We start from the raw sequence: 17,416 nt of genomic DNA on the forward strand, positions 1-17,416 counted from the left end.
CTAAGATCAAGATCAAAAGCAAGAGCACGGCGGCCTGGTAGCCGACCTGAGTGGTTAGATCAAAAGCAAGTCGAGGCGGCCTGACAGCCGACCTGATCTTAGAGGCTGAAACTCAATCAAATGTGGGAGCTGGCTTGCCTGCGATGGCATCGGCTGGTTATGCCTGACACACCGAGGTGCTTGCATCGCAGGCAAGCCAGCTCCCACAGAAAAGCAGAGCACTGCAGTGCTGACAGCCGAACTCGCTCCCACATTGGGATCTCATTACATCAGCTAGATAGGATGGTGCTCTGCTTCTGCTCTGCTTTTGCTTCAACCACCACTCAGGTCGGCTACTAGGCCGCCGTGCTCTTTGCTTTTGATCTTGATCTTGATCTTGATCTTGATCTGAGGCGCCCCGTTAAACCACGATGGCCGAACGCAGGCTTGAATCCGTGGGTAACCCGGCAGGACGCCGGGTTAGCCGCGATGGGCCAGGATGGCCCATGGCGGCGGCCCACGGATTCAAGCCGGAGTGAGGGCATGCCGAGCCTAGGCGAGGCACCGAGTGGTGGGGCAAGAGCCTTTTGGTTACTTTTGGGCTCTTTCAAAAGTGACCCGCCGTAAGGGCGGAACCCTAAGCAGCCGTTACCGCAGCAACGGATATGTACTCATATCTACCTAAAAACCCCGTCAAAAGCTCAGCGCAACACAAAAATTTGCGTAGATACCCATGCGTATCGCAGGCAAGCCAGCTCCCACATGTTTACCGCGTATTACTTAAGGTTTACGGCGCCGTAGGGCACGCTTGCAGGGACTTGTCGACCGTTTGGCTGATCAGCGCAGCGAAGCGTTTGACGTTGTTCTGGTGCGCAACCACCACGTCGTCGATGCTCGGGCCTGCGGGTGACTGCAAGGTGGTGCGGCAGCTCAGGGCAGGGCGATCACCGCCGCCGGTCGGCCTTAGCCGCCACCTCACGTCGAACAACGCGTACTGCCCGGGCACCGAGTCGAAGCGCTGCACTTCAACGCGCAACGACAGGGCTTGCCGGGCGTTGCTGTTGGCCAGTTGATCCACCAGCGCACTTTTGAGCTCATCCGCCAGGCTGGCGGCCCACCATTGGGTTTCAAGAATCGCCACGCCGCTGTCGCCTTGGCGAATCACGATCTGCGGCCGGTCGACCTGCGGCGGCACGCTGATGCTTTCGATACGGATACCCGCGGCTTCGGCGCGCGTGCTGTTGTTCCAGTGCGCCGGGGTCAGGGTGTGGAACGCAATCGGCTCACTGCTGCAGGCCGCCAGTAACAGCAAGGCGGTGACCCAGGTGATTTTCAACGGAAACGTCATGGCTGCTCCAATGCTCATTCGCGGGGTGGGCCTTGCAGGCCGGTCGGCGCGGCGTTGTCGGGGCGCCCGCGAATCAGCGATTCGGGGTGCCGGCCGAGGTAATCCGACAGCTCGCGCAAGGAGCGCGACATGCGGCCCAGTTCATCCAGGGTTTGGGTCAGTTGTTCGCGTTGCGGCGAGTCTTCGGCCAGGGTTGAGTTGGCTGATTGCAAGGTTTTGCTCACGTCAGACAGCGTGTTCTGCACACTCGGCAGGGTCTTGGCATTGAACTGGGTCAGGCCCTTGCGCAGCTCGACCAGGTTACTGTCGAGGTTACCGGCAATGCGCTCGATGGGCAGTTGGTTGATCTTGTTGACGATGCCTTCGAGTTTTTCCTGCAGTTGCTCCAGGTTGCCAGGGATTGTCGGGATGTTGATCGGGCGCAGGCTCGAGTCAAACGCGACTTTCTCGGCTTTCGGGAAGAAATCCAGGGCGATGTACAACTGACCGGTCAGCAGGCTGCCGCTGCGAGCCTGGGCGCGCAGGCCATTTTCGATGAACGTGCCGATCAAGCGCACGCCGCCGGCCTCATCGTTGGGGTCATGGTTGGTGGCCTGGAGCAGCTTGGTATTGGCCTCCCCGAGCAATTGTGGATAAATCACGATGCCGACGTTGATCGGAAAGCTGCGTTTCTTAGCGTCGTAATCCAGGTTGATCGACACCACTTTGCCAAATTCAACGCCGAGGAACTCAACCGGCGCGCCGACTTTAAGGCCACGCAGTGCCTGATCAAAGCGCAAGACCATGTATTGCCCTTTGCCGTTGGGAGGGGCGAGGGCGCTTTGCTGGTCGTCGAATAGCTCATAGGCATGGTCTTCGTCGGCGGGTTTGTCATTGGGGCTGTAGGGCGGCGCTTGGAACGCGATGCCGCCGGCCAGCATCGACGACAAGGATTCGGTTTTCAGCGCGAAACCATTGGCGCCGACGCTCAGGTCAATGCCGCTGGCATTCCAGAACCGCGTGTTTTCGGTGACATACACATCGTTGGGCGCATGCACGAACACCTCGATATTCACCCCTTTGCCTTCGGCATCCAGCTCATAGGCCACGACCTGGCCCACGGGGATTTTGCGGTAATACACCGGCGAGCCGATATCCAGCGACCCCAGGCCTTGGGTGTGCAGGGTGAAGCGTTTGCCCGGCTCGCCGTAGGTGATGGGGGGCGGGTTTTCCAGGCCCTTGAACTGTTTGGCGCGGGTATCGGACTGGCCGATGTCGGCACCGATGTAGTCGCCGGACAGCAAGGTATCGATGCCGGACACGCCACCGGCGCCGATGCGCGGGCGCACCACCCAGAACTTCGAGTCTTCGCGGGTGAAGCTTTCCGCCTGCTTGGCCAGCTTGATGGTGGCGTTGACGCTTTTCTGGTCATCGCTCAAGGCAACGTCGGACACCTGGCCGATCACCACGTTGCGGTATTTGACCTCGGTTTTGTTGGCGACCAGGCCGCTGCCGGTCTTGAAGTTGAGGGTGATGGTCGGGCCTTGTTGCAGGACGTTGTGAACCACCAGCGAGATGCCCACCAGCACCGCGACAATCGGCACGATCCACACCAGCGAAACGCTGAAGCGCCGCGTCTTGATCGCGGGCGTGCCAGCAGATGTGCTTGTATGCGTGTCAGTGTTGTGTGGCGTCATCCAAGCGCTCCTCGTTGTGTGGGTTTTCCCAGATCAACCGGGGGTCGAAACTCATGGCCGCCAGCATCGTAAACACCACCACCAGGCCAAAAAACAAAATACCCAGGCGCGGCTCGATGGTGCCCAGCGCCTGGAACTGGACGAGTGCGGCCACCAGCGCAACCACGATCACATCGAGCATCGACCAGTAGCCGATGAGCTCGACAAACCGGAACAGCTTCGAGCGCTCCTTGCGCGCCCACAGGCTGTTGCGCTGCACGGTGATCAGCAGCAGGGCCAGCGACACGAACTTGATGCCCGGCACCGCAATACTGGCGATGAAAATGATCAGGGCAATGTCCCAGGCGCCATGCTGCCAGAACTCCAGCACGCCGCTCATGATAGTGCTGTCTGCGCCCGAGCCGAGCATCGTTGTTTTCATCACCGGCAGTAAGTTCGCCGGCACATAAAACGCCAGGGCCGTGAGCAGGTAGGCCCAGGTGCGGGTCAGCGAGTGCTCTTTGCGCCAGTGCAGGGCCGCGCCGCAGCGGTCGCATTCGGTGGGCGCGGCGCTCATGTCGCAGGGCTGGCCGCAGGTGTGGCACAGGCACAGGTTGAGCTCGCGGGCGGTCGGCGGTGAGTTCATAAGGTGTCCCACAGGTCGCGCACATCCCGCCCGGCGATGCGGATCAGCAACAGGCTGAGGGCCGCTAACGCAAACAGGCCGGTGCCGGGTATCACGTCGAGCATGCCTGCCAGCTTGAACACCGCCACCATGGCGCCGAGCAGGCAGACTTCAAGCATGCTCCACGGCCTCAGCGCTTCCAGCCAGCGCATGCACAGCTTGAACGCCGGTGAGCGCCTGCCGGACAGGGCGAAACTCAAGACCCAGATCAGCAACAGCAGCTGGAACACCGGCGCGATGATGATGGAAATTGCTGCCACCAACGCAATAAAAGTGATCGGCCCCAGGCTCAACGCAACCACTGAATCCCAAAGGGTCGCGCTGTTTTTCAAACCTTGCAGGCTGATGCTCATCACTGGGTAGAAGTTAGCAAACGTCCACAGGACGGCGGCGGTGACGCTCAGGGCGAGGCGCTGTTGCACCGACAGGCCGTTGTAGCGCTGCAATACGCCTTCGCAGCGTGTGCACAGGGCTTTTTGATGCTTGGCGAGCGTAACTTTTTCGTACACGCAGTCGCAGTGTTCGCAGATGACCCGTTGATTCGCCATATGTCTTGCTCCAAACGCGATGCGCTGCGGTCTTGGACAGTGCTACTGATTCAATGGCGCTTGAACAGCTTAGCAGTTGAGATGCCGCAGGTTTGATCCCTTCCGGAGCGGGGCGGGGGTAAGGTCAACCATACTGCGCCTGGAATGTGCCATAGCGCTTGCAGAAACGCCCATGAATATCGAAAAAGGCGCGCTGATCCGTGAAACCTTCCCCGTCGGCCCTTTGCAGTGCAACTGCACGATCATCGGTGACCCGATTACCAAAAAAAGCCATTGTGGTTGACCCGGGCGGTCATCATGAGCTGATCCTGGCGCGCCTTAATGCGTTGGGGTTGAAGGTGGTGAGTATTATCCATACTCACGCGCACCTTGAGCACCTCCTGGCGTCGGGGCAGTTGAAACAGAGGGCGGGCGCCCGGTGACCACTCGGCGATAGCGTCAGCAGTCCGGGCAGGGCATGTAGTGATCGAACCAGTCGACGATGCGCCGTGCGGCATCGGCGGCGTTGCTCGGATTGCGCAGCCGATGCCCTTCGTCGGCGTAGATCATCAACGTCGTGGGGACGCCTTTGTCGCGTAGAGCCTTCCAGAATTCGCGGGACTGGACCGGCGGCGTCTCGATATCCCGCTCGCCGACATAGATGAACGTGGGCGTCGTGACGGTGTTGACGAAGTTGAGTGGCGATGCCGCTTCATAGGCCTTGCGGTTGTCATGGGGGGTGCCGCCGAAATAGGGCAGCAACCATTTGTCGATCCCGTTCTGCCCGTAATAACTGACCCAGTTGGCGATGCTGGCGCCCGCTGCCGCCGCCTTGAAACGTTGGGTTTGCGTCACGGCCCACATAGACATGAAACCTCCGTAGCTGAAGCCCGTGATTCCGATCCGGTCGGGATCGATCGATATCGTCTTTTCGACCTTGTCCACGCCCGACAGAATGTCGCGTAGGTCGCCGCCGCCCAGATCGAGCAGATTGGCCTGTCGGAACGCTTCGCCCCGGCCGGCGCTGCCACGGAAATTGGGAAAGAACAGCGCATAGCCACGCTCAATCAGGCCGCGACGCCAGCCTTCCCAGATGAATTCTGGTCCGCCGTAGTCCGACGGCCCGCCATGGACGACGACGACGAGCGGCCTGCGTTTGTGCTGGGTGGACGCCAGAGGCGTCACCAGCCAGCCTTGGACGTCGTAGCCGTCGCTCGACCAGGTGATGCTTTGTCCGCTGGCAATACCTGCCATCGCGCGGTTGGCATCCGACACGACCGTGGGATGCGGTATACCGCCCGCGATCAGCTCGGGCGCACGATCATAGCCCTCGTAAATGCCCGCGATGCTTTTGCCGTCCTGCGACAGAACGATCCGGTTGTGACCGCCATTGGCTGAGACGGCGGAGGTGGCGTCGGACCAGAGCGTTTTCAACCGGCCATCTGCAGGATCGAGTTTGACAACGATCACACTGTTCTTGCGAACGCCCGCTGCAACCAGCTGCCGCCCCTGCCACTGGACTGCATTAAACGTCGCGTCGGCACCTGCCGTGACGTTGCGCGCCGGTCCGCCGGCGATGGGGACGGTGTAGATGTCGCCGCCGCCCTGATTATAGTCCGACATCAGACCGCTGATGAACGCGACTTGCGTACCGTCCGGCGAGACGCGGGCACCCATGAGCTGCCGCTGCGGGGCCACGACCAACCGTCCCGCGCTTTCAGTATTCGCGCAGAATGCGAGCAGTTCGGCATGATACCAGTCGTTGTCGCCATCGCCCGCGACCGCGATGCCGACCAAGCCTGCACCGTCGGGCGCCCAGTCGAAATCGAATACGAACAGCTCGGGCGTGCTGGCGAACCGGATCGCGCCTGTTGCTTCATCGACGATCGCGAGCCGCTGGCGATCTTCGTTCGCTCCCTGCTCACCGATCGTGCGCGCGCCCGGCTGGGTCGGGCCGGTTTCCTTGCGCGGCGCAATCGTGACGAGCAGGCCGAGCGCCGATCCCGATGGCGACCAGCGCGGCGTCGAGGCATTGCCATCGATGCTCGCCAGCGTGCGCTGCTGGCCGGCGGTATCGACGATCACGTCCGTGCGCCCGTCGGGACGTCGCATCAGGTAGGTGACCGCACCGTTGCTGGCCACCGCGACCCCCGAAAAGGTGCAATGGTCGCAGGTCGCAACCTGCCGGACCGGCGCCAGCCGCGCTTCGCCGAGCCGACGCAGGACGACGGCATTGTGCGTCGCTTGGACGCCGGTCGCGGCTACGTCGCCCTCGATACTGGCGACAAGCCTGCCTTCGGGATCGAGCGCGATCTGGTCGAAGCAGTGCAGGTTTTGCGCGGTTACTACGATGTCCGAGTTGGAGTCAGCGGCCGCGTCGCGACTCATTGCAATGCTGCCATTGGGTACGGCGCTGCCATTCGTTGCCGCCTGAGCAAACGCCGGAAACGCCACACCAGCTGCCAATGCGGGGTCAACCAAATTCACTGGCTTCTTCATTTCAAGCCCCCCCAAAAACAATCACGACCGACTGCATAAAAAATAGTCAACGCAACACCGGTAAGAAAACCGACAGAAGTATCGCTCAAATTAAACGCGTGCTTGATGGGTTCTATTAACGTGGAAAGCACAAAACGGTCGGCCATATTTATGATGTATACGATGGTCAATAGGAAAAGTGTGATCCACGCGCCAGCAACACGGAGAATACCGGGATGTTCGGCGCTTGATGAAGCGGGTATGTCAGTCACGGTGTGTATCGACATCATAACCTCCGATGCGGGCAGACCCAGTTAGGCAACCAGCGTTGACGGGGAAAGAAGGCTCGGGCTTTGGTACTCAGATGTTTGAGCACCCAATGGGCTAGGTCGATAGCGGGGGAGAACTTTCCATGGGGGTTACCTTAACTGAATTATTGTTATGTCGAAGGGGCGCGGGTGGACACCTGCTGCCAGGGCAACGTTACCCACAATTAGCTCAAGGTGGAAACGCAAAGGCGTTCTGGTTTGCATGCAAAATTTGCAGGCAACGGAAAACGGTCATCAGGTTCAGTATGAAGTCCTTGGGCCTTACTGACATGACTGTCCTCTCTGTCAACAGAAACTGCCGCATGAATTCGAAAAAAGCCTTGAGGGCTATTTCGACGAAACATTCGAGGCTGATACTAGCGCTCTATCGCGTTTCGGGGTATTTACAGTTCGGTAGCAGATGGCCTTTTAGTTCAGGACTCAAACAGTCCTAGCGACGGATTGTTCTCACTTAGATAAAGAGAAGCTTAATCTTGAGTTGCAAGCCATGAATGCAGTCATTATTCCTGTAATAGATTCATCTCTCTATGTGGTTAATCAGCTCAGTGCTCAAGCGTCTGCTTCAGAAAAAAACGCATCGATATCCTCCCTCGTTTTTTGAGCGTAAGCGACGAGCCAATTTCTGAACACTTCGTGAGCCGATGACTTTTGGAGTAACGGTGCGTGGATCAAATATTCTTTGTGGCCCGTCCTCACAAAAACGTCGATGGGCCGGATCAGACGTCCGGCTCGGAATTCCTGTAGCGGCGCAACATATGACCACATTAACGTGATGCCCTGACCTGCTTGAGCTGCCCGTGATGCCAAGTCGTAGTTGGATACCATTAATGAGTATCTCGCCTCTCCGATCGGCATACCCATTTGACGAAACCAATCAGACCATCCCCTGACAGTTCGTAAATGCTTGATCTCAAAATCAATCAGTGTCTCGCTCATTAAATCAGCCGCAGCTGCGATAGTACGGGGGTGCAGATAGAGCGGTGAACAGGCCGGGAAGATTAATTCGTCGAACAGTTCTGTTCCCTCAAAGCCGTACGATGGCAATTGATCATAAATAATGGCGAAATCTGTCTCACCATTGAGAAGTCCTGAGTAACCATGCTCGTCAGCGGCGATGACACGCACGCGCATTTCTGGGTAGGCAGCTTTGAATTCCGCAATGCCAGGCAGTAGCCAGAAACTCGCGATAGCGGTACTGGCAGAAATGGTAATGGTAGGGCTCAGGATAGAATGGATAGCGTCTATACTTCGCCTTAATTCATCAATGCTACGCCCCACCCCCTCCAGTAAAATTTGCCCTGCTTTGGTAAGTTCGAGAACCTTGTGACGTCGCAGGAACAGAGGCACGCCTATTCTGTCCTCCAGTTGCTTCACTTGACGACTGACAGCGCTTTGAGAAAGGTTCAGCTCTACCCCCGCCTTGGTAAAACTGAGATAAGTGGCGGCAGCCGCAAAGGCTTCCATGGTCTGCAAGGGAGGCAATCGCTTTCGATGGCTGTTCAAATTGGCACGCGCCTCTGGGTTCGTCAGTATTCTTTTCGCCCTTTCCAACACTCCTTGGCGAGGTAGGCTTTTACACCCAAATCCAATAATGGCCGGGGAGGCAAGCGTGTAGGCTCCCCCAAAGCGTACATGTCGTCAATCAACGGGTTTTCAATGCCACACGCCAGATCCGCGAGTGTTACCCCAGAAACAGTTTGCTTTGAGATTCCCACGCCATTACAGCCCGCCGCCGCATAAGTATTGGACCTTACCCGCCCCCAACGCGGGGATCCATTTCGTGTAATGCTAAAAAAACCCATCCAGAAATGTTCCATTTGAACATCGCTCAACTCCGGAAAACGCGAAAGAAAAACGTCCCGATGCTGCCCGCGAACGTGAATTCTTGATTGTTCGGTGACGCTCATTGATGGGGTGTAATCGAATTGCTGTCGAATAAGAAGACGATGATCCTGCGTAAAGCGCATTGTTGCCCCGCTAATAGCATTAGCAGGTGTGACGCCCCATTCTTCGATGTTGCCCAGTCGCAACCTTTGTTCTTCACTTAAAGGGTGCGTCAGGCTTGCATATGAAGCCACTGTAAATAATTGCCGTTCGAAGCCGGGTAATTGGCCGATACTTCCGTTATTCGCAAGAATGAGTTTCCGAGCCCGCACCTCTCCGAACGCTGTTTTGGCATGCACTTTCCCCTCGAAATCCAGCCACGTAACAGGGCTGTTTTCATACAACACAACGTTATTGGGTAAGGTGTCCGCCAAGCCTCGGGTCAAGGCAGCAGGATTTAAAAGAATGCATCCCGGCGTGTAGATGCCCGAACGGAAAAAGGACGTCCCAAGCCTTTCGCGCAACTGATCGCGATCGAACCATACGTAAGGTTCTTTGAGCCTCTCCAATTCTTCAGCATGGTGTTTGAGCAGAGAGTCAACGAGTTTAGCGGATGCAGCACAGTGATATTTACCGCGTTGACTCCAGCTACAGTCAATGGAATGCGTATCAACGACCTCTTTGAGGTGAGCGATGCCGGCGTTCATTAAACGCTTGTAGTTGACGGCTTTTTCAAGCTCGGCGGTTGAGCTCCCGACATTGTGCGGCACGTCGATCGCGAAACCCGAGTTACGCCCTGAGGCATTGTCGCCGGCAACACCCGCTTCCAAGATGATAATACGATCATTAGGACAGTTTTGCGCAAGACGACGTGCCGTCGCCAACCCGGCAAAACCTGCGCCGATGACCAGCCAGTCGGCATTGATCGCTTCTTTTAGAGCAGGAGCAGGCGTTCGGGGATGCAGAATTGCCGACCAGCCATTAGTACAGTCGTCATTCGGGCGAAGTTTGATCTGCATATATTTTTCGCTCTGCTAAGTTTAACTGGGCGGGTGGAGTAATGACGAAAAATGCTTTGGCACACTCACCAAAATAGCGTACCCGTGTCCACTTCGATATTCTCAACGTGTCGCCCGGTCCACCTACAAACCGTTGACCGTCCTCAAGTTCAAAACCAAAGCAACCTTCAAGCACTAAAATAATTTCATCGTAATCCAAGGTCTTGAAAGGAGACTCATCGCCATCCCAGTTGGTAAAACCCGCGCACAGTGGCGACACGCCGTTATCCGGTATACTCCAGCCCAACGTGACGTGTGCGCTACCGGACAAGGGTCTAGATAAATAGGCGATGTCAGCATGCGGAATATGCAAAGGCAAGATAGGTTTAATCATGTTCTAAGCTCCATGTTTAGATAGTACGCTGCTGCCCAGTAGTGATAGGCAGCCCAGGATCCAGTAAATGCGCAGCCTAAAAGGACGAATCGTAGCGAACTTTCGGGTTCACTAATTAGGTGGGCAGGGCGTCTGAGAGAAATCCTATTAATTGTGGAACTCTCGCAAGCTTCGCAAAACGGGCAACAAAAAGTAGAATCGCAACTCCTTTCGCGCTCATGGGCCCAGGGAATAAGTTTTGTACCAAGCCAGTAGTAGGGCCGATATAGTTGGCGTGGAAAGAATGCTCGGGCTTTGGTACTCAGATGTTTGAGCACCCAATGGGCTAGGTGGATAGCGGGGGAAACTTTCCATGGGGCTTACCTCAACTGAATTATTGTTATGTCGAATGGACGCGGGCGGACACCTGCTGCCAGGGAAACGTTACCCATAATTAGCTGAAGGTGGAAACGTAAAGGCGTTCTGGTTTGCATGCGAAATTTGCATGCAACGGAAAATGCTCATCAGGTTCAGTGAGCATGGAAGGACATCCCCGCATCACGATCTTAAGAAGCAAAGTCTTTTGACTCTGTCTTAGACGATCTGCCTGACGTTACTCAACAAAGATGGCTGCACCTAAGTGTCTTGCTCCGGACGTGGGAGGAAGAACAAAGATGATATCTCCCGCCCGCACTGCCATGTGGTTGAATGGGTCATCCTGATTGTTATCGAAGTGTTCCATTCGAGGTCATCTGGTTATGCCTGATACACCGAGGTGTCTGCATCGCAGGCCAGCCAGCACCCACATTTGACCGAGTACAGCCTAAAGAGCAGTACACCCTTTACCGGATGTACTGAGCTTCGAATCGGGCTCTTTTCCAAAAGTGACCCGCCGTAAGGGCTCAGCCCATATCCGCCATCACGTAAATACACCCCGCTTGCGAAAACACAGCCCGCGTTCAGCCTACGTCTGCTACGTTTTCCAAAGCAGCAAACGTGGCCGGCCTTTTGTCGCGGCTCTGGAAACCGCCACGGAATTTTTACCGTTTGTCGCGTTCAAAACTCGGCACAGGCCCATTGCCAATGTCCTTTGCACCACAGAATGCAAAAGTAGGAGCTCCCTTCATGTTTACTCCGCGTCGTCTTCTTGTTGTTGCTACCGCTGTAGCCCTGTTGTCCGGTTGCGCCTCACCCAATCCTTATGACGGCAGCCAGGGGCAGGCTAATAACGGTTCGCAAGGCGGTATCAGCAAAACCGCCAAGTACGGCGGCCTGGGTGCCCTCGCCGGTGCATTAGCCGGTGCAGCCATCGACCATAACAACCGCGGCAAGGGCGCGCTGATAGGGGGTGCCATCGCCGGCCTCGGTGCTGCCGGCTACGGCTACTACGCTGACCAGCAGGAAAAGAAACTGCGTGAAAGCATGGCCAACACTGGGGTTGAAGTGCAGCGCCAAGGTGACCAGATCAAGCTGATCATGCCGGGCAACATCACGTTTGCTACCAACTCGGCGGATATTGCCGGCAGTTTCTACACCCCGCTGAACAACCTGGCCAACTCGCTCAAGCAGTTCAACCAGAACACTATCCAGATCGTCGGCTACACCGACAGCACTGGCAGCCGCCAGCTGAACATGGACCTGTCCCAGCGCCGTGCGCAGAGCGTGGCCAACTACCTGACGTCCCAAGGCGTTAGCCCGACCAACCTGAGCGCACGCGGTGCCGGCCCGGATAACCCGATTGCCAGCAACGCCGACGTGAATGGCCGCGCCCAGAACCGTCGCGTCGAGGTTAACCTCGGCCCGATCCCAGGCCAGCAGTACGGCCAGCCTGGCCAGCAGCAGCAGGCGCCTGCGCAGAACAACCAGTTCCAAGGCAACCCGTACCAGCAGTACCAATAAACGCAGGCCACTAAAAAGGGCGCCGTGCAGTCAATGCACGGCGCCCTTTTTTGTGGCTGTCGTTTACATCAATCGATGTATTCGAACACTTTCACGATCTTCTGCACGCCTGACACACCCTGTACCAAGTTGGACGCCCGAGTGGCTTCCGCCTGGGTCAGCAGGCCCATCATATAGACGATGCCGTTGTCGGTGACGATCTTGATGCGCGAGCCCGGAATGGCGTTGTCGGTGAGCATCTGTGCCTTGATCTTGGTGGTCAGCAAGGCATCGTTGCTGATCGCCAGCAGCGTGATCGGGTCCATGACTTGCAGTTCGTTGTGGACCTTCTTCACCCGTTGCACGGTCGAGGCTGCTTGTTCAGCCTGGGCCTTGAGGTCGGCACGCGGGGTTTGGCCAGCGAGCAGCACCACGCCGTTGAAGCTGGTCACGACGATGCGCGATGCGCCGTTGCCCAGGTCTGTAGCAGCCTTGGCGACGTTGACTTCTACCTTGGTTTCGATCAGCGAGTCATCAATCTTGCTGCCGAAAGTGCGTGTGCCCCGGTCATCCTGAATGGGTGTGTCGCGTGTCGCGGTGATTGCCGTGCTGCAGCCGCTAATGGCGAGGCACAGCGTAATGGCCAAAAGGCTGAGGCGGTTAACGGTCATTCTTCACTCCCGAACAGTTGGCTGTCGATCAGATCGCACAGGCAGTGGATCGCCAGCAGGTGGACTTCCTGAATGCGTGCGGTGACATTGGCCGGGACGCGAATCTCCACGTCTTCCGGCAACAGCAGCGAGGCCATGCCGCCGCCATCGCGTCCGGTCAATGCTACGACAATCATTTCGCGATCATGTGCGGCCTGGATCGCTTGAATAATATTGGCCGAGTTGCCGCTGGTGGAAATCGCCAGCAACACGTCACCCGGTTGGCCCAGGGCGCGGATCTGCTTGGAGAAAATTTCGTTGTAGCTGTAGTCGTTGGCGATCGAGGTAATCGTCGACGTGTCGGTGGTCAAGGCGATGGCCGGCAGGCTCGGGCGCTCGCGCTCGAAGCGGTTGAGCAGCTCGGAGGAGAAATGCTGGGCATCACCGGCCGAACCGCCGTTGCCGCACGAAAGCATTTTGCCCTCGTTGAGCAAGGCATTGACCATGACCTGACTGGCTTGCTCGATGTGCGGTGCAAGTACGTCCATCGCCTGTTGCTTGGTGTCGATGCTGGCCTGGAAAAGCTGGCGAATTCGGGATTGCATGTCCATCTGTGTGACCTTAAGTAGCGCGGCTGTTTGGCACAGGTGTGTGCAGCCCGCAAAGCAAAGAGCAAAAGTGTGTGGTGAAAATGTCCGGTGAATCAGCTGTCGAAGGCATCTTTCAGCCAGTTCAGATCAGCGTGGCCAGACGGTGTGCTTTCTATGGCAACCACATCGAAACGGCAGGGGGAGTCAGCCCAGCGATGCTCTTTTTGCAGGAAAAACTGCGCGGCGAGTATCAGCTTCTGACGCTTGCGCCCGTCGATACTGGCGAGCGCGCCACCCCATTGTGCGTGTTTTCTGTAGCGGACTTCGACGAATACTACTGTATCGCCGTCAAGCATGACCAGATCAAGCTCACCGCGTTTACACAACCAGTTCTGCGCCAGGAGGCGCAGGCCCTGTTGTTGCAGATACTGGAGAGCTTGAAGTTCGGCATCCTTGCCGCTTTGTGCACTGGACCGCTCGGGCATCAGCGCGGGGTGTCCGGCAGGCGTTGAATGTCGCCGCCGACGAACTTCGCCCACGGCATCTGGCGGTCAACGCGCTGGTAGCCGCCGATGCCCAGGCTGCCTGAGAGGCCGTCAACGCGCGTATCCGGCAGCGCCTTGAGTTGGCCCAGGCGAGGTGCCAGGCGGTAGGCGTCAGCGCCCATCGCGTACAAACGGCCGAGGCTGCCATTGGCCTGTGGCCATTGTGCGGCAACCTGGTTGCGCAGCGGGTCAGTGGTGTTGAGCAACCAAGGGGTTTCACAGAACATAACGTTGGTCATGTCCAGGTACTGGTTCTTGTCGCCGCTGGCACTGAACACGTGGGACGTCGCATACACAGGCACGTCACCGGCGTATTGGAAGTTCAGGGTCGGCTTGATCTGCTGGGCCAGTTGCGGCGTCACAGCCAGGAAGATGAACTCGATGTCCTGGCGGCGCGATGGTTGGGCCGCTACGTCGGTGCCAACAGTGTTTTGCAGGCTCTTGGCGCGGCCTTCGCTTTTACGCAGTTGGAACAGCTCGGCAATCTGCTGGGCGAGGGCCACTGGCTGGTCGACGTACTCGACGCCGACGACGGTGCCGCCATTGGCTTCCCAGTCCTGGCGGAAGGCCTTGTAGACACGCTCGCCCCATTCGCCTTTGGGCACCATGGCGGCGGCGCGGTGAAGGCCGTCGGCGCGGGCGCGACGCGAGACTTCACGGGCTTCGTCTTCAGCGGCCAGGCCGAACTGGAACAGTTGCGGCGGGTTTTCATTCAGTTCGCTGTAATTCAGCCCCAGGGTTGTGATCGGCAATTGCCCACGCGAGGCGAGTTGTCTGACCAGCGGTTTTTCCAGCGGGCCGACCACCAGTTGCACGCCAGCGGCCTGGGCCTTGGCATAGAAGTCGTCAATGGAGGACATGCGCGAGCTGTCATAGAACTCGATGACCGGCGGCTTCTGCCCGGCTTGTTCGGCCTGGTAGTGAGCGGCCATGAAGCCCTCGCGCAGCGCCTTGGCGACACCTGCCAGCGGACCTTCTTGCGGCAGCAGCAAAGCGATCTTGTTCAGCGGTTGGCTGGCCAGTTCCTTGAGCTTGGTCAGCGGGGTTGGCAGATTGACGGCCGCTGGATGCCCTGGGTTCTGCGCGCGCCAGGTATCGATGGCGGCTTGTTGTTGCTCCAGGGTTCCGGCGCCCTTGACCGCCTTGGCCAAGCTGATCCAGCCGTCGAGCGTCGGGTTGCCACTGGCTTGCAGTTGTTCAGCCGGCAGCGCCGCAATCAGCGACCAGATGGCGTCGTGGTTGCTGGCCGCGGCGTCGCCCGTCAGCAGCGGGGCCATGGCGACACGCTCACGCGCGGCAGCCAGGGTCTGGCCATCGGCTTCATAGGCGCGGGCATGCACGGTGCCCGTACGGATCTGCTGGTCGGTCGGCAGCTCCTTCAGGCTTTGCAGGCTGGGATGGTTCAGCGCCGTCAACGCAGCCTTGGGCTGGTTGCGAGTCATCGCCAGTTCGGCAGCCAGCGTACTGGCAAATACTTGCGCGGCAGGCTTCAGGACATCCAGGGGCACTTGCGCAAGAATCTGCGACGAACGGCCTGGGTTGTTCTGGTGGTAGGCCAGGTCTGCCGCACTCAGACGCAGCATCGCGGCCTTTTCTGGCGTATTGGCGGAGGTCGCCTGTTCGAGCAGTTGCTCGATACTGGCATCCGGGGTCCGGGGGAGTTCGCCAAGGCTGGACGAGGGCGAGCTGGCGCAAGCGGCCAATAAGGCAGCGAGGCAGAGGGCGGAGAGCAGCCGCAGGCAAGCGATCATGTAAGTGTTCCTGATACCGATCAAGTTAGCGTGGAATTGTACCCAAGCACTGGCCCAGGCGCGATGTTACTGGCGTGAAACCGTCAATTTAGGTCGTACAAATGTTGCCAGCAGGTATAGACGGCCGACCTCGGGGGCATAGTATCGAGGCGTCTACGCGCTACAATGCGACTTTTCCCAACCATCGAGGTGTGCGTTTTGACTGCTCCAGGTCCTTTGAATTCCACTGCAGGCTCGCTTTTTGTCGTGGCGACGCCCATTGGCAACCTGGACGATATCAGTGCTCGGGCGCTGAAAGTGTTGCGCGAGGTAAAACTGATCGCGGCGGAAGATACGCGACACTCCCAGCGTTTGATGCAGCACTTTGGTATCAGCACGCCACTTGCCGCCTGCCACGAGCATAACGAGCGCGAAGAGGGCAGCCGTTTTATCACGCGCTTGCTGGCCGGTGACGATGTGGCGCTGATCTCCGATGCCGGTACTCCGCTGATTTCCGATCCTGGCTACCACTTGGTCCGACAGGCGCGTGCTGCTGGTATCAATGTAGTGCCTGTTCCGGGGGCGTGCGCGCTGATTGCTGCATTATCAGCAGCCGGGTTGCCGTCGGATCGCTTTATCTTCGAGGGTTTTCTGCCGGCCAAGACCGTTGGGCGCCGCGCGCGTCTGCAGGCCTTGAAGGAAGAGCCGCGCACGCTGATCTTCTATGAAGCCCCGCACCGCATCCTTGAATGCCTGCAAGACATGGAACTGGTCTTCGGCGGCGAGCGCCTTACGCTGTTGGCGCGTGAGCTGACTAAAACCTTCGAAACCCTCAAAGGCCTGCCGCTGGAGGAGCTACGTGCCTTCGTCGAGGGCGACAGCAACCAGCAGCGCGGCGAGTGCGTGGTGCTGGTGGCCGGCTGGACGGCTCCGGAAGACGAAGATGCGGTGGGCAGCGAGGCCATGCGTATTCTCGATTTGCTGCTCAAGGAAATGCCGCTCAAGCGGGCTGCAGCCTTGGCGGCCGAAATTACCGGCGTACGCAAGAATGTGTTGTATCAAGCCGCGCTGGATAAACAGAAGGCCGAATAGTTCCGGGGGCAAAGCGGTATTCCGTCTGAACGTGATGGCATTGGCGCACTTTTAATACTTGTCCTCAGCCCGCCGTGCCGTTAACCTTCGCGGCGGAGAGTCGATTGGACAGTCGCTGCCCTCTATGAAAATTAGGGGGGGGAGGAAAGTCCGGGCTCCATAGGGCGAAGTGCCAGGTAATGCCTGGGAGGCGTGAGCCTACGGAAAGTGCCACAGAAAATAACCGCCTAAGCACTTCGGTGCCGGTAAGGGTGAAAAGGTGCGGTAAGAGCGCACCGCACGACTGGCAACAGTTCGTGGCTAGGTAAACCCCACTTGGAGCAAGACCAAATAGGGTCCCAAGGCGTGGCCCGCGCTGGGACCGGGTAGGTTGCTAAAGATGTCCAGTGATGGCCATCGTAGACGAATGACTGTTCAAGACAGAACCCGGCTTACAGATCGACTCTCCACCTTTTTTCCTTTTGTCCGAATCTCGGGCAGAAACCCGGTAGTAACGCAAGAATCCCTCCCTGCCAAATCATTGGCAGATGCGTCTTCGTAATACCAAAAAAATCTTACTCTTAATAAATTACTTTAACTTCAAGCCGTAGCTCTATGAGCTATTTGCGATTGTTGAGTCAAAAACATCGCAGAACTCGCGTTTCTCCTCCTTTTGCGTTCCTAAATCTCCGTTCTGTAAGGCTTTTCCTTGAATCCGTGCCTTGACGGTGTGGTGGGCGCATTCCTATAGTGTGC

15 protein-coding genes, 1 other RNA gene and 1 pseudogene are annotated in these 17,416 nt (G+C 57.8%); 4 read left to right on the plus strand and 13 right to left on the minus strand.

The window, feature by feature from the left end:
• Positions 1-766 precede the first annotated feature (766 nt).
• Genes KZH41_RS06135 through KZH41_RS06150 form a run of 4 tightly spaced genes read right to left on the minus strand, consistent with a single transcriptional unit; the run spans position 767 to position 4,215 of the window.
• Positions 767-1,327: a membrane integrity-associated transporter subunit PqiC gene (locus KZH41_RS06135; protein WP_094953766.1), complete on the minus strand. Its 561-nt coding sequence runs from the start codon at positions 1,325-1,327 to the stop codon at positions 767-769.
• Between the two features lie 14 nt (positions 1,328-1,341).
• A complete protein-coding gene (locus tag KZH41_RS06140) occupies positions 1,342-3,003 on the minus strand; it encodes an intermembrane transport protein PqiB (RefSeq protein WP_263274526.1) in 1,662 nt (553 codons plus the stop codon).
• Positions 2,984-3,628 carry a paraquat-inducible protein A gene (locus tag KZH41_RS06145; protein WP_094953764.1) on the minus strand — a complete coding sequence of 215 codons (645 nt, stop codon included), beginning with the start codon at positions 3,626-3,628 and terminating at the stop codon, positions 2,984-2,986. The genes KZH41_RS06140 and KZH41_RS06145 overlap by 20 nt, the downstream gene beginning before the upstream one ends.
• The gene (locus KZH41_RS06150; protein ID WP_242154497.1) at positions 3,625-4,215 is read right to left on the minus strand and encodes a paraquat-inducible protein A; all 591 of its coding nucleotides are present in this window, start codon (positions 4,213-4,215) and stop codon (positions 3,625-3,627) included. The genes KZH41_RS06145 and KZH41_RS06150 overlap by 4 nt, the downstream gene beginning before the upstream one ends.
• A 172-nt stretch (positions 4,216-4,387) precedes the next feature.
• Here KZH41_RS06150 and KZH41_RS06155 point away from each other — a divergent pair.
• Positions 4,388-4,631: pseudogene (locus KZH41_RS06155) on the plus strand (MBL fold metallo-hydrolase); the annotation flags it as partial.
• Between the two features lie 22 nt (positions 4,632-4,653).
• Here the strand turns inward: KZH41_RS06155 and KZH41_RS06160 are convergent.
• From KZH41_RS06160 to KZH41_RS06180, 5 genes are all read right to left on the minus strand, one after another.
• Positions 4,654-6,693 (minus strand): S9 family peptidase, encoded by a 2,040-nt coding sequence (locus KZH41_RS06160; protein WP_263274527.1) that lies wholly within the window; start codon positions 6,691-6,693, stop codon positions 4,654-4,656.
• Entirely contained in the window at positions 6,690-6,959 is a 270-nt protein-coding gene (locus KZH41_RS06165; RefSeq protein WP_094953761.1) for a hypothetical protein, read from the minus strand. Before KZH41_RS06165 ends, KZH41_RS06160 begins: the two co-directional genes overlap by 4 nt.
• 591 nt (positions 6,960-7,550) lie before the next feature.
• Positions 7,551-8,465, minus strand: coding sequence for a LysR substrate-binding domain-containing protein (locus KZH41_RS06170; protein WP_263275085.1), 915 nt, complete (start codon positions 8,463-8,465; stop codon positions 7,551-7,553).
• Between the two features lie 62 nt (positions 8,466-8,527).
• On the minus strand, positions 8,528-9,844 hold the full coding sequence (locus tag KZH41_RS06175) for an NAD(P)/FAD-dependent oxidoreductase (RefSeq protein ID WP_094951278.1): 1,317 nt from the start codon (positions 9,842-9,844) through the stop codon (positions 8,528-8,530).
• Positions 9,819-10,217: a hypothetical protein gene (locus KZH41_RS06180; protein ID WP_242154506.1), complete on the minus strand. Its 399-nt coding sequence runs from the start codon at positions 10,215-10,217 to the stop codon at positions 9,819-9,821. The genes KZH41_RS06175 and KZH41_RS06180 overlap by 26 nt, the downstream gene beginning before the upstream one ends.
• 1,104 nt (positions 10,218-11,321) lie before the next feature.
• Here KZH41_RS06180 and KZH41_RS06185 point away from each other — a divergent pair.
• Complete coding sequence (locus tag KZH41_RS06185) at positions 11,322-12,095, plus strand: OmpA family protein (protein WP_263274528.1); 774 nt, start codon at positions 11,322-11,324, stop codon at positions 12,093-12,095.
• Between the two features lie 68 nt (positions 12,096-12,163).
• Here KZH41_RS06185 and KZH41_RS06190 read toward each other — a convergent pair whose 3' ends face one another.
• From KZH41_RS06190 to KZH41_RS06205, 4 genes are all read right to left on the minus strand, one after another.
• Entirely contained in the window at positions 12,164-12,745 is a 582-nt protein-coding gene (locus tag KZH41_RS06190; protein WP_094951281.1) for a BON domain-containing protein, read from the minus strand.
• The gene (locus KZH41_RS06195; protein ID WP_003216190.1) at positions 12,742-13,335 is read right to left on the minus strand and encodes a phosphoheptose isomerase; all 594 of its coding nucleotides are present in this window, start codon (positions 13,333-13,335) and stop codon (positions 12,742-12,744) included. Before KZH41_RS06195 ends, KZH41_RS06190 begins: the two co-directional genes overlap by 4 nt.
• A 92-nt stretch (positions 13,336-13,427) precedes the next feature.
• Positions 13,428-13,799 (minus strand): YraN family protein, encoded by a 372-nt coding sequence (locus KZH41_RS06200; RefSeq protein WP_094951282.1) that lies wholly within the window; start codon positions 13,797-13,799, stop codon positions 13,428-13,430.
• The gene (locus KZH41_RS06205; protein WP_263274529.1) at positions 13,799-15,610 is read right to left on the minus strand and encodes a penicillin-binding protein activator; all 1,812 of its coding nucleotides are present in this window, start codon (positions 15,608-15,610) and stop codon (positions 13,799-13,801) included. Before KZH41_RS06205 ends, KZH41_RS06200 begins: the two co-directional genes overlap by 1 nt.
• 165 nt (positions 15,611-15,775) lie before the next feature.
• On the opposite strand from KZH41_RS06205, the gene rsmI reads away from it, so the two are divergent.
• Both rsmI and rnpB read left to right on the plus strand, forming a co-directional pair.
• Positions 15,776-16,681, plus strand: coding sequence for a 16S rRNA (cytidine(1402)-2'-O)-methyltransferase (gene rsmI, locus KZH41_RS06210; RefSeq protein ID WP_263274530.1), 906 nt, complete (start codon positions 15,776-15,778; stop codon positions 16,679-16,681).
• Between the two features lie 96 nt (positions 16,682-16,777).
• An RNA gene (gene rnpB / locus KZH41_RS06215) (RNase P RNA component class A) lies at positions 16,778-17,131 on the plus strand.
• Positions 17,132-17,416: the final 285 nt, after the last annotated feature.

Source organism: Pseudomonas sp. YeP6b (assembly GCF_025642995.1).
Taxonomy (GTDB): domain Bacteria; phylum Pseudomonadota; class Gammaproteobacteria; order Pseudomonadales; family Pseudomonadaceae; genus Aquipseudomonas.